Source organism: Ochrobactrum sp. SFR4 (assembly GCF_019730395.1).
In the GTDB taxonomy this organism is placed as follows: Bacteria; Pseudomonadota; Alphaproteobacteria; order Rhizobiales; family Rhizobiaceae; genus Pseudochrobactrum.
The window spans coordinates 1-13,016 of sequence record NZ_JAAPBB010000002.1 but is presented as its reverse complement, the minus strand read 5'-3'; the positions used below and the strand labels follow the sequence as shown (position 1 = coordinate 13,016).

Here is a 13,016-nt window from a genome sequence, read left to right as displayed (position 1 = left end):
CTATTTCAACATTCAGATGGGGTGTCTACTGAATTCAGCAATTCAGGAGAAAAGTCGATAAGCTCAATTTAACAGCGGCAATGTTGTAACAAAAAAGCTATTAGCAGCAGATATTTAAACGGCTTCGCGCATGGCAGCAGCGGTTTGCAGGTCAACAGAAACCAGCTGGCTCACGCCCTGCTCGGCCATGGTCACACCAAACAAACGATCCATGCGCGCCATGGTAATCGGATTATGGGTAATGATAACAAAACGCGTCTGTGTGGAAGCGGCCATTTCATCCATCAGATTGCAATAGCGTTCCACATTATGATCATCAAGCGGTGCATCCACCTCATCCAGCACGCAGATCGGCGCGGGATTGGTGAGGAACACTGCAAAGATCAGCGCCATTGCTGTCAGCGCCTGCTCACCGCCGGAAAGCAATGTCATGGTCTGCGGTTTCTTACCCGGAGGACGTGCCAGAATTTCCAGACCGGCATCCAGCGGGTCTTCCGATTCAATCAATTGCAGCTCCGCAGTACCGCCACCGAAAAGATGCGTAAACAGACGCTGGAACTGCTCATTGACCACATCGAACGCAGCCAGAAGGCGCTCACGCCCTTCTTTATTCAGGCTCTGAATGGCCTGACGCAGTTTTTTGATCGCCTCGATAACGTCTTCGCGTTCATTGATGATCGCATCCTGCCGTTCGGACAATTCCCGTTGTTCTTCTTCGGCACGAAGGTTTACCGCACCGAGACGTTCACGCTCAATCTTCAACCGGTCAAGCTGACGGTCGGTCTGATCCATATCCGGCAGCGGATCACCGGTATTCAGACCTGTATGCCGGAAGGCTTCGTGCGGTGCACAATTCAGCACCTCAACAATACGTGCTTCAGTATCTTTGCGGCGCTCTTCTGCAGCCGCCAGACGCTCTTCCGCACGCGCCCGCATTTCCCGCGATGAGGCCAACTCCTGAATAGCCAGTGTTGCGCGCTTATCCAGCTTGGCCTGTTCGGTTTCGGCAACACTCAAGCGGTCAGAGGTTTCTTTACGTTGCGCATCAGCATCCTCTACTGCGCTTTGCAGCTCGCGGCGGCGCTCCTCAATATCTGCCGGTGCTTCGGCCAGATCTTCCGCTTCATCACTGGTTTCAGCCCTGCGTTCTGTTAGCGCTGTAATCTGTCTGCGGGCATTTTCCGCCCGCGACTGCCAGCTTTTGCGCTCGTGCCCGATCATTTCCAAGCGACGCAGACGGTTCTCTGCATCACGGCGCAGATTATCATGCGCGGCTCGTGCTTCAGTCATTGCAGCGCGATCGGCCATGACCTGCGTGGTCAGCGATGTCATTTTCAGGTTCAATGCAGCCAGATCCGGCAGATCATCAAGCCTGATCTGTGCTTCTTCGAGCTGAATGGTGTTTTCTTCCAGACTATCGCTAAGGCGGGTTTTCGCCTCATCCAGCGCTGCCCGTTTGCTGGATAGTTGTCCCGCAACACGCTCGGCCTCCGCCAATATGTCACGCGCCTGCGCCAGTTCACGCTGCGCGGCACGCCAATGGTCACGCAGGCTGCGCTCACGTTCCACTGCCTCACGCAAAGCCGTTTCGGCCTGACGCAAGGCCGTTTCAGCCTGTGTTACACGGTTGCGCGCAGTAACAGCCGAAGCCTCAAGTTCCGCCAGACGGTTCTTCTGTGCCAGCCGTTGTGCGGCGGCAGTCGGAGCATCGGAACGTGCTGTAAAACCATCCCACCGCCAGAGGCTGCCCTCACGGCTCACCAGCCGCTGACCGCTTTGTAATTGCGCCTGAAGATTTGCACCTTCACTGTCGTCTACCAGACCAATCTGGGACAAACGTACCTGCAATACCGGAGGTGCGTCCACCACAGTGCTGAGCGGCACCGCCCCTTGCGGCAGCTGACCAAAATCACGCTTATTCTGGTTATCAATATCCGTCCAGAAAACCGGCGCCTGCGGATTAGCCGGCGCTTCGAGATCATCGCCTAAAGCAGCTCCAAGCGCAGTCTCATAACCCTTTTTCACCTGCATCTGCTCAACAACAGCGATATAGGTGGAGGACTGGCCGCTATTGAGAATACTGGCCAGAGTACGTGCTTCGGTTTCAATCCGGTTCAGCTCTTCGCGCGCATGCGCCAATGGCTGGCGGTGGCCGGTTTCAGCTTCCCGCGCCAGTTCTACCATTTCTTCGCAAGCCAGCGCCTGTTCTTCCGCAGCCTGAACGGCTTCTTCAGCCAGTGCTACTCTTGCGGCTTTTTCTTCCGTACCGGCCAGAAGTTTCAGCTGGTTTTCCAGCGCAGCAATATCCTGTTCAACTGTGCGTAACTGCGCAGATAGCCTCTCATTACGCTCGGCAATATCACGTACCAGCCGTTCACTCTGCGTGCGCTCTGCTGCGGCTTCCGCACGAGCCGAGGTAATCTGCGCCAGCTCGGCTTCATGCCCCTGCAATTGCTCCTGTGCGGCAGACAATAGTTCTTCCGCTTCAATCGCACGATCGCCGGAAGCCTCGTTCTGCTCACGAATATCCTGCTCTTCATCGTCCAGACGCTCAAGTACAGCAGCATGTTCCTGCAACATCTGCTCTTCACGAGTGATGTCAGAACTCAGCTGTTCAAGACGCTTTAACAGCTCAGACCGGCGCTGTGTCAGACGCGTCGCTTCTTCATCCAGTTGCGAAACCGCAATCGTCAGACGCTGTAAGGCTGCAGATGCGGATGCCTGCTGATTACGCAACTCCGGCAGATGCTGCGCGGCAATGGCCTGCTCTTTGGCGGCAATCATCTGCGCCTGCGCCATGGCCCCAACATGAGATGTTGCCGTAGACAGCGCGCTTTGTGCCTCACCCTCGTGTTGCTTGGCCTGCGACCAGCGCAGATGCAGCAAAATCGCTTCTGCCGCACGAATATCCGCAGAGAGTGCACGAAAACGATTGGCTTGGCGCGACTGGCGTTTCAGGCTTTCGATCTGTGTGCCAAGTTCGCCAACCACATCTTCCAGACGCTCAAGATTGGTTTCAGCAGCACGCAAACGCAATTCGGCTTCATGGCGGCGGGAATGCAGACCGGAAATACCGGCAGCCTCTTCCAGCAATGCACGTCTTGCCTGCGGCTTGGCCTGAATCAATTCACCAATACGCCCCTGCCCGACCATAGATGGTGAGCGCGCGCCTGTAGACTGATCAGCAAACAGCAATTGCACATCTTTGGCACGGACCTCCTTGCCATTGATGCGATAGACAGAACCGGATTCACGCTCAATACGGCGCGAGACCTGCAGCTCATCCACGTCATTATAGGATGGCGGAGCAGAGCGGTCGCTATTGTCGAGAAAGAGTGTGACTTCCGCACTGTTGCGTGCAGGACGTGTGCCGGAACCGGAGAAAATAACATCGTCCATGCCGGAAGCGCGCATATTCTTATAGGAGTTTTCACCCATAACCCAGCGCAGGGCTTCAACGAGATTGGATTTGCCGCAGCCATTCGGTCCGACAACACCGGTCAATCCGCCTTCAATGACGAATTCCATCGGCTCGACAAAAGATTTAAATCCGAGAAGGCGCAGCTTGGTAAAACGCATCAGCCGGCACTCCGTGCAACCGGACGCGGTAAAAACAAAGCGATAAAGAGCGGAATAAAATCAGACACTATTTTTTTTAAATATGAAAATGCAGCGGGCGCAAAAAAGCCCCCGCTGCATGAATATGCATCAGGTTCAGAGCATAGAGTCGATAACTGCCGACATCTGTTCAACCGAAAGAGCTCCGGAATATTTCTGACCATTAATAAAGAATGTAGGCGTTGCATTCACTCCGAACTCAGCGCCACGTTCACGAACCGCATTCACATCATCGAGAAGCTGCTGGTTCGTCAAGCAGGCATTGAATGTCTCCTGTGTAAAACCGGCCAGTTTTGAAATTTGCAGCAATGCAGCCTGTGCATCATCGGCCGCAGCCCACTGCATCTGCTGTTTAAACAGCACATCCACCATCGGGAAATAGCGGTCATCCGGTGCGCAACGTGCCAGCATAAAAGCAGCCGTTGCACGCGGATCAAACGGGAATTCGCGGAAAATCAGACGTACTTTGCCGGTCTTGATGTATTTTTCTTCAATTGCCGGAAGGGTATTCACAGCGAAAGCCGCACAATGCGAACATGTCATAGATGCATATTCAACGATTGTTACCGGTGCATCAGCCTGCCCCAGCACTTTATCCTCAAGTGCACCTTTTTCGAGCAGTTTTTTCATATCGACAGAGCCGTCAGACTTCGGGACATCTGTCTGTGCCACAGCACTGCCGGCAGCAGATACAGACAATGCCGCAGTTGCAAGAGCTGCAGTTCCAAGAAGCTGTCTGCGGTTCAGTTGAGACATCATACGAATCACCCGTTCATTCACGTTGCTATTAATTTTCGATAGTAGAGCAAAATGCCCGAATTTTGTCAGGCAGCTTAAGAGTTTTTAATAAACAGTGCGTCTACAGAGACTTAACGGGCAATAACTTGCCATTACGCACTATGGCTAGAGCGGCTCCTGCTTTTAGCTCACAAATGCTCTAGCGCGGCTTTTTATTGGCCTTTTCAGCCAGAATATTACGACCAAGCTGCATCAATGAAGCACGTAAAGCCTCATCTTCAATACCGACTGTTGCCTGCGCCAGCTTTTTCTCGGCAGGCGCACCAACCGGCATCAGTGGCGTGACTTTGCGTTGCGCTGCCGGAGCAACGGATTTTTGCTCAATACGGATGCGGGCAATAGCTGCAAAGCCCAGAAAAGAATTCACACGATTGATGATCTCGCCGCTGGAATGCTGAATGCGCATCGCCGCCATACCTTCACAACCAATAATCAGCGTTGCCGGCTGAAACGGATCATCCTCATGGGCGCGCCGTGGCCAGAGAATGCGCAACGGACGCGACTGCGCGCCGATCTGCGGACCAACCACATCTTCCCATGCCTGTATCAGCGACAAATTAATACCGGCACGTTTGCGCAAAACAGGATCGAGCACGCTACCGGCCGTGTCTGCCAGAGGTTTAAAACCCGATTTTTCCTCTCTGCTCATCTCTGTCCTTTATGCCGGTTTTATTGCCGCAACGGGCGATGATTCTTCTCGGTTATAAAATGCGAGAGCATTGCGGGCTTCACTGTTGCGTCGCAAAATATTGCGACTTGTACCCGCATAAACCACACTAAAAAAGAACATAGTCACAGCAATACTGGTCTCATGCAGAAGCGGATTATGCAGCATAGCATAGCTGCCCCAGCTGATTGTGAAATAAATCAACACACGCCGGACCGTGCAGTCTGAATTATTCCGCCAGAAGAAAATGAAGCCGGATATTGCCGCTGCCAGCAGCAACAGAAAGCCGATTGCACCATTGACCAGTAATTCATCAAAAACTGAATTATGCACATGGATATAGCCGTCAAGCAAAGTTGCCTGATCGCCCAGAGCTGCCCGCACCTCTGGCATTTTCTGTTCCGAACCAACTCCGATCAAAGGATGTTTTTTAACAACCTTCACCGCACCGCGCCACATCTGCTCGCGTGTATCTGCAGAGGATTTATCCGCCCACTGGCTGCTGTCACCGGTTTCATAATAATGTACCATACCGGCAAAGCGCTGCGACAGGACTCCGGCAGCAGGACCAACAGTAAAGACGGCGGTCAGACAGGCAGCAAAAATGAGCGAACTGCCGATTTTTACCTTATGACTGGCAATACGGCCGATCAGCACAATGATTTCAAATACTGCCAGCAAGGCCAGCGTAATCATAACTGCACGGGTTTCGGAGGCAAAGACAATCCCTGTACCAATGATCAGATACCATGGCCCGTTCGGTAAAAGACGAGGAGCATTTTTTATCGGTAATGTTGCTGCAACTGCCGAAATTGCTGCTGCATAGGCAAAAACAGCAGGATTACCGCCAACACCGATGCGGCCACCCCATAATAACGCCTCTCCTGCAACCACTACTGCACACAAAATGATCCCGATGCGGGAGCCGAATGCGAGTATTTTTAGCGGATCACGGATGAGAACCATCCCCAGTCCGGCAAAGGAATAGAGCCATAACAGCAGTACATATCCCACCTGCCGGTTAGCGATGCTGAGTTCACCACGCCATGCCATCAGGCTGAGGCTCCAGATCATATAGGCAGATATCAGGACATAAAAATGCGCACCATACATCCGGTGCCAGCGATGTTTGTACAAAGCCAGATAGCAACCGATACAGCTATACACGAACAGGATAATCGGCCCGAGAGCATAACGGACCGGCATTGCTATTGCCGCCAGACATAAAAGCCAGAGATCAATACGGCGGCGTATCAGAAAGTTTTTTTGCAGAATTCGCATATCACCGTTGCCGGATATTCGTTTTTTGGAAACTGTAAAACAGTCTTTGCAAATAGTCTTTCATACGAAAGAATAATGTACCGATCCGTTTATGGGCCGGTAATTTTGCCCGTGAATAGGTTTTAATATCCTCGGATATTGTTGAAGCGCTTTCATTGGCATTGCTCACCACAGCCCTGCTGGCAGTGAAGAAATCATACGAACCCGCCCAGCCGCGTTCCAGTGCAACATCATAGGGAAGATGCATCACCTGCAGTGCCTTAAGCACTTTTGCGGCCCCCTCCTTTGAAACAATATAGGCTCCGGCATTGCCAAGCGGTCCGTGGGTAGTACGCCCGATCGCCACATCATTTGTGAGATTTTCAACCGCGCGAAAGCCTACAAGACGGTTATGGATAAGCTTGATAACATCCCAGCCCTGCAAGTCCGTTGCGGCTTCAACAACCGGAACAAATGCTTCAGAAAACCGGATATCATCTTCAATAATCACTCCGGCTTGCGCATCGCCGGTTGCAATCATTTCCAGAGCTTTCATATGACTGAAATAGCAGCCAATCTCCGCAGAAGAGGCAACCTTCCCGTGATCGCGTCGGAAAGCCGCATCATCAAAACAGCGTTTATCCGCTTCTGCGAGCAATTTACCGTCAATCGCCGGCACGCGCTGAAGCGTAATACCGTTTTTTTGTGCATGATCAAGCAACGAATCCCAGCGGTCTTTTGAACGGTCAAGATTGAGAACATAGACCGGAAAGCTTTGTTTGTTCTGCAATATCAAGCCTTTCGGATACTATTCCATCAACAAAATGAGGTTTATAAAATTGTGCTATTCAGCAATATTTCAATAGTCAAACTATCTGTTGCATAATCAAAACGGTTTCACATTGTAAGCACAAGCTAAAAATAATTTCCGGTGCATTCCGAAAACAGATCATTTATTGACACAATATGACGAAAAAGCGCCTCCAAGCCTTCACCAATAACAATTCAACGATGCCTTTGTCCGTGTCAGGAGATAATGCTCCTGCGCAAAAGCTGCTGGCATGGTATGATCGTCATCACCGTATTTTGCCATGGCGTGTAACTCCCGTTGAGCACAGACAAGGTGTGCGTCCTGACCCTTACCGCATCTGGTTATCGGAAGTCATGCTGCAACAAACGACGGTTGAAGCGGTTAAAGCTTATTTTCTGAAATTTACCGGCCTGTGGCCGGACGTGCAGTCGCTTGCAGCTGCCACTGAAGACGATGTGCTGCGCGGTTGGGCTGGACTTGGTTATTATTCCCGAGCCCGCAATTTAAAAAAATGCGCGGATATGGTGGCCTCTCAGTATAAAGGGCAGTTTCCGGCGAGTGTGGAAGGTCTCAAACAATTGCCGGGCATCGGCGATTACACCTCTGCCGCCATTGCCGCCATTGCCTTTGATATTCCGGCTGCAGTTGTTGACGGTAATGTCGAGCGCGTGGTCAGCCGCCTGTTTGCGATCAAAACCATGATGCCTCAGGCCAAGAGTGAAATTCGCCAATTTACAGAGCAACTCACTCCGCAAACCCGCCCCGGTGATTTTGCACAAGCGATGATGGATCTCGGTGCCACGATCTGCACACCCAAAAAACCGGCCTGCATTCTCTGCCCGTTGAATGAAAATTGCGAAGCACTCGTGGAAGGCGAACCGGAGCTATATCCTGTGAAAGCAGCGAAAAAGGTGCGGCCTGTCCGCTATGGTGCGGCCTTTATTATTGTGTCCCCTCAAGGTGAAGTCTATCTGCGCAAACGCCCTGACAAAGGTTTGCTGGCCGGTATGAGCGAAGTACCCAACAGTGACTGGATTGCAGCGGAGGAAAGCACAGCACCTGAGCATATTGCGCAACTAACCAGTGCAGAGCATGCTCCTTTTGCAGCGCAGTGGCAGTCAAGTGGCAGCATCACCCATATTTTTACACATTTTGAGTTGCGTCTCAGCGTTTATAAGGCCGATGTCACTGTAGTACCGCCAAGCAATAACAGCTGGTGGGTTGCTCAGGACAACCTTAGCGAAGAAGCGCTGCCGACAGTGATGAAAAAAGCCATCAGTGCGGCTCTTCCTGACGCCTTCAACTAAACAACCGGAAAAATGCTATGTCCAAAGACGCAGAAAACATTATTCCGCTATATGAAACTCATGCGCAGAAATGGGATCATATCCGGCGTGACAATGCTGCCAAAGGCCTGATGGAAACCCAATGGCTGAAACATTTTACCAGCCTATTACCTCATCAAGGCTCAGTTCTGGATATTGGCTGCGGTGCAGGCGAACCTATGGCTGGCCACCTGATCCGGGCAGGCTTTCAGCTGACCGGCGTCGACAGTTCTGCCAGCCTGATAGACATCTGCCGCACCCGCTTCCCGCAGCAGCAATGGCTGGTCGCAGATATGCGTGAGCTATCTCTGCCGCAGAAATTTGACGGCATGCTCGCATGGAACAGTTTTTTCCATCTGCAACGCGATGAGCAGCGCCGGATGTTCCCCCGCTTTGCAGTACACGCTCAAGAGGATGCCGTCTTGATGTTTACCAGTGGTACTTCAAATGGCGAAGCAATCGGCACTCTTGAAGGCCAGCCACTGTATCACTCCAGCCTCGCACCGGAAGAATATCGCACGCTTTTGTCCGACAACGGTTTTGACGTTATGCAATATGTGGAGAATGACCCGCATTGCGGCAATCACACAGTATGGCTCTGCCGTAAAACCACCTGAAGCAGCCCATAAAAAAAGCGCCGGTGCTGCACCGGCGCTTTAAAGATCAGACATCTCTGGAGGTCAGTCCGATAATTATGCGTGGCCTGTGATAAACATATCCGGCCAGCGCAAAATACTGTAGAAAACACCAGTATCGGGTGCCGGTATTCTGCCCTTCGTTTTATGAAGCAGTGGCTTATGAGCCAGCCTGAGCCATATTCACACGGATCTCGGCACGCAGTGCATCAATAGGCTTCAACACACCATTTTCTTCATAGTGCCAGAATGTCCAGCCATTGCAGGCATCAAAGCCCTGCACTTTGGCACCCATGCGGTGAATGGAACCGGCATCGCCATTGGCAGACAGGGTACCGTCTGCACGAACAATCGCTGCATGACGACGTTTGGTATCACACAGAACTGTACCCGGACGCAGCAGGCCGGCTTCAATCACGCTGACGAAAGCCACGCGTGGTTCAGCACGCTTGCCGGTCATAACTTTCAGCTCGGTTTTGCCCAAAGGCTCAACAGCTTCGATACGCTTGGTTGCCGCATCAATGTAAGACTGCTCACGTTCAATACCGACAAAATGACGGCCGAGACGCTTGGCAACCGCACCGGTGGTGCCGGAGCCAAAGAAAGGATCGAGGATCACATCACCAGGCTTCGATGAGGACATCAGAATACGGGCAAGCAATGCTTCCGGCTTTTGAGTCGGATGAACCTTATCGCCGTTATCATCCTTCAGACGCTCTCCGCCGGTGCAAATCGGAAACAGCCAGTCAGAGCGCATTTGCACATCATCATTAGCGGCTTTCATGGCTTCGTAGTTAAACGTATAGCCTTTGCTCTTCTGATCACGGGATGCCCAGATCAGCGTTTCATGCGCATTCTGGAAACGACGGCCACGGAAATTCGGCATCGGATTGGTTTTACGCCAGATAATATCGTTGAGCATCCAGAAACCCAGATCCTGCAGCGATGCGCCGACGCGGAAAATATTATGATAGGAGCCGATAACCCAGATGGTGCCGTTTGGCTTCAGCACACGGCGGCAGGCCAGCAACCATGCACGGGTAAAGGCATCATAAGCCTGAAAACTGTCGAACTGATCCCAATGGTCGTCAACTGCATTGACCTTGGTCTGATCCGGACGGTGCAGAGCACCTTCAAGCTGAAGATTGTAAGGGGGATCAGCAAAGATCACATCTACCGAATGATCCGGCAAACGATCGAGCGCAGCTACGCAGTCACCCTTAAGAATTGTATCGAGCCAGACCGAGCGCGGTGCAGCTTCTGGCAGATCTTTCACAAGACGAACAACGGACATGTGATACTCGCTAAACATAGGAACGCTTTACTGTCCTTATGGTTACCGAACAGGGTAAACATGGGGTTAATCGAATTGTTAAAAACCGTTATGAAGCGCGAAAATCGTCAATTTTCTTTAAAATCAACACAAAATAGTACTCACAAACCACTGTAAATGTTTAGTAATTTTTAACACTTGGCAAAATTGCGGCTCCAAAGCTTAAAATCAGGCACCACAAACCACCCGATTTTGCTTGCTGATTTGCCTTGCTGATGAAACACAGAAGAGCCGGCAATTTCTTTTATCATTTTGACCCTCAATCGTTTTAGAGCAGCCCAGTTAAGGCTGAATTGTTGGACTGCTCTAATTTTTCACTTATACGCATTATCCTACGCAAAACCGGTTCCCACTTTTGCTGGAAATGCTTTTAGTATAAACAGTGCTCGTCCTCCCTCCCCTTTGTTGCAGAACCCTGTTCCGGCTTTTGCAGCTTCTGAACATTTACGGATTTTTCATGTCAAAACCCCAGCTGATCCTCTTCGACTGTGACGGTGTTCTGGTCGACTCCGAGTATATTGCCGCACAGGTCGAATCCGAACTTCTGACCGATGCCGGCTATCCGATTTCACCGGAGGAAATTGCCGAGCGTTTTGCCGGTCTGACATGGCCGAGCATTCTGATGGAAATTGAACGGGAATCCTCTATTCCGATCTCAGCTTCACTGATTGAAAAATCACGCAAGATCATGAAAGAGCGGATTACCAAAGAACTGCTGACCGTCGACGGTATCGAAGATGTGGTGAGCCAGCTGAAATATCCGAAAGCCATCTGCTCCAATTCCAATTCGGAATCTCTGGAACTGATGCTCAAGCGTTCAACGCTTTATGATGCATTTGCCCCGCATATTTATGCATCACGTGAAGTTGGTAATAAAGAACCAAAGCCTGCGCCGAATGTTTACACTTATGCGGCACAACAGTTCAACGCCGATCCGAAACGCTGTTTTGTGATTGAAGATTCAAGCCATGGCATCCATGCGGCACGCGCTGCAGGCATGCGGGTCATCGGTTTTACCGGCGGTGCTCACACCTATCCGGGTCATGCAGACAAGCTGACTGAGGCTGGTGCGGAAACCGTAATTAACCGCCACCGCGATCTGCCTGCCGTGATTGAAGCTATGGCAGAGTGGAACGAAGGCTTCTGATAACTTCGTGAAATATGCAAAAAAGGGCGTGCTTGCAGCACGCCCTTTTTTTATATCGTGATGATCAGGCTGCTGATTTCTTCGCGTCTTTCACGGGAGCAGTCAGTGCAGCATAAATCTGCTGTGCTTCTGCCTCGCTGAGACCAATCATCGGACGGCCTTCAATCATAACCGGTTCACCGGAATCCATTTCAAAAATGGCCCAGGTGTCGGTTGGTTCCTGAATGAGTTCATATACTGTCATCATGTCAGCAGTCTAAACGTTAGAGATTACAAATAGTTTCATTCTTTCATCGCTTTAACGATGAACAGGCGGTATTTTCCCGTAAGCGGATCCGGAAGCCGGACAAATCACTGACAAAAAATTCGCAAATAATTGATATTAAATAATATTTTTCAGATAAAAGTTTTATTTACCGTAAGAAGCTTTCAGATTTTCCGGTCTTCAAAACCCACGGCAATATGAACCTATAGTAAATAATTTATGCACTAATTTTAGACACTTGGCAAATACCAGACAGAATACCGCGCCTGCCTGCAGGTTTTAACAATATCACCGATCTGCATTGTGCTTCAGCACAATAAAAAATGCCGCATTCCTTATCAGGAATACGGCATTTTTAACTGTTGTGACTTCAGATTACCCCTTGTTCGGGCCTTCGTCAAAACCAATAAAGATCTGCACCTGACGTGCCGATGCTTCAGACACGCTGAACGGCGCCCCCGTAAACAGGAACTGCGTTGCCGACTGTGAATTATTCATCGCAACTGCCTGTTTATGCAGCTTTGTGGAGAGCACTTTATCGCCTTCCATCACCACAACACGGATCGGCATATTGATTGTGCCGTTACGGAATTTCGGCCCTGGTACAACGCGGCCTGCGGCTGCAACAGTGATTGTCAGCGTACCATTATCCCGCCGGCAATCCCGTGTCACATCACTGATCGATGCCTGATAAATCACACGGCTGCTGTCACCGTTTCCGCCCTTTTCATAGGTACTGAAGAATGACGTTCCCTCACGCAGGCTGACGCGCGGACAATAGGCCTGCAAATCCGCCTGTGTCACACGCTGCTCACCGGATGTGGACACAGTGCCCTGCTGACTGCCGCTGGTTGAGCAACCGGCAACAAACAAACCAAGCAAAGCAGCTCCACCCAAACGGGTAAACCGCAATGAAAGAGGATTTAAACGTCCGAAGGTAGTTTTCTGCATAAACCGGTCTTTCTGAATATTGAACCTGTTTGCGAACCGCTCCGGCAATGCGCCGTAACTGTTCTGTTGTCTCGTTTTCCGCATCTTCCGAAGAGTTCCACTCTTTATCGGATGCGTAAATTCTTCATCATCGCGCATTTTATCCAAAAACCGTTTCACACTTTTTGGAATGCGCCATCTTTGTTATCGCGCATTTTATCCAAAAA

The 13,016-nt window shown here is 50.9% G+C and carries 11 protein-coding genes; 3 read left to right on the top strand and 8 right to left on the bottom strand.

Annotated elements, in window-relative coordinates:
* Positions 1 to 114 precede the first annotated feature (114 nt).
* From smc to HBA93_RS02285, 5 genes are all read right to left on the bottom strand, one after another.
* Complete coding sequence (gene smc / locus HBA93_RS02305) at positions 115 to 3,579, bottom strand: chromosome segregation protein SMC (RefSeq protein WP_221722207.1); 3,465 nt, start codon at positions 3,577 to 3,579, stop codon at positions 115 to 117.
* A 135-nt stretch (positions 3,580 to 3,714) separates the two neighbouring features.
* Entirely contained in the window at positions 3,715 to 4,377 is a 663-nt protein-coding gene (locus HBA93_RS02300) for a DsbA family protein (RefSeq protein WP_221722206.1), read from the bottom strand.
* 178 nt (positions 4,378 to 4,555) lie between these two features.
* The gene (locus tag HBA93_RS02295) at positions 4,556 to 5,065 is read right to left on the bottom strand and encodes a DUF721 domain-containing protein (protein ID WP_121991771.1); all 510 of its coding nucleotides are present in this window, start codon (positions 5,063 to 5,065) and stop codon (positions 4,556 to 4,558) included.
* A 9-nt stretch (positions 5,066 to 5,074) separates the two neighbouring features.
* Complete coding sequence (locus tag HBA93_RS02290) at positions 5,075 to 6,364, bottom strand: O-antigen ligase family protein (RefSeq protein ID WP_121991772.1); 1,290 nt, start codon at positions 6,362 to 6,364, stop codon at positions 5,075 to 5,077.
* Position 6,365: 1 nt separating this feature from the next.
* The gene (locus HBA93_RS02285; RefSeq protein WP_121991773.1) at positions 6,366 to 7,133 is read right to left on the bottom strand and encodes a glycosyltransferase family 25 protein; all 768 of its coding nucleotides are present in this window, start codon (positions 7,131 to 7,133) and stop codon (positions 6,366 to 6,368) included.
* A 221-nt stretch (positions 7,134 to 7,354) separates the two neighbouring features.
* Between HBA93_RS02285 and mutY the strand changes: the two genes are divergently transcribed.
* Both mutY and HBA93_RS02275 read left to right on the top strand, forming a co-directional pair.
* A complete protein-coding gene (mutY, locus tag HBA93_RS02280; protein WP_221722416.1) occupies positions 7,355 to 8,461 on the top strand; it encodes an A/G-specific adenine glycosylase in 1,107 nt (368 codons plus the stop codon).
* Positions 8,462 to 8,478: 17 nt separating this feature from the next.
* A complete protein-coding gene (locus tag HBA93_RS02275) occupies positions 8,479 to 9,096 on the top strand; it encodes a class I SAM-dependent DNA methyltransferase (protein ID WP_221722205.1) in 618 nt (205 codons plus the stop codon).
* 178 nt (positions 9,097 to 9,274) lie between these two features.
* Here the strand turns inward: HBA93_RS02275 and HBA93_RS02270 are convergent, their stop codons facing one another.
* A complete protein-coding gene (locus tag HBA93_RS02270) occupies positions 9,275 to 10,408 on the bottom strand; it encodes a site-specific DNA-methyltransferase (RefSeq protein WP_121991775.1) in 1,134 nt (377 codons plus the stop codon).
* Positions 10,409 to 10,904: 496 nt separating this feature from the next.
* Between HBA93_RS02270 and HBA93_RS02265 the strand changes: the two genes are divergently transcribed.
* Complete coding sequence (locus HBA93_RS02265; protein ID WP_221722204.1) at positions 10,905 to 11,594, top strand: HAD family hydrolase; 690 nt, start codon at positions 10,905 to 10,907, stop codon at positions 11,592 to 11,594.
* Positions 11,595 to 11,658: 64 nt separating this feature from the next.
* On the opposite strand, the gene HBA93_RS02260 is transcribed toward HBA93_RS02265, so the two are convergent.
* Positions 11,659 to 11,841 carry a hypothetical protein gene (locus tag HBA93_RS02260; RefSeq protein WP_121991777.1) on the bottom strand — a complete coding sequence of 61 codons (183 nt, stop codon included), beginning with the start codon at positions 11,839 to 11,841 and terminating at the stop codon, positions 11,659 to 11,661.
* Positions 11,842 to 12,234: 393 nt separating this feature from the next.
* On the bottom strand, positions 12,235 to 12,810 hold the full coding sequence (locus tag HBA93_RS02255; protein WP_286201708.1) for a hypothetical protein: 576 nt from the start codon (positions 12,808 to 12,810) through the stop codon (positions 12,235 to 12,237).
* Between the last annotated feature and the right edge of the window lie 206 nt (positions 12,811 to 13,016).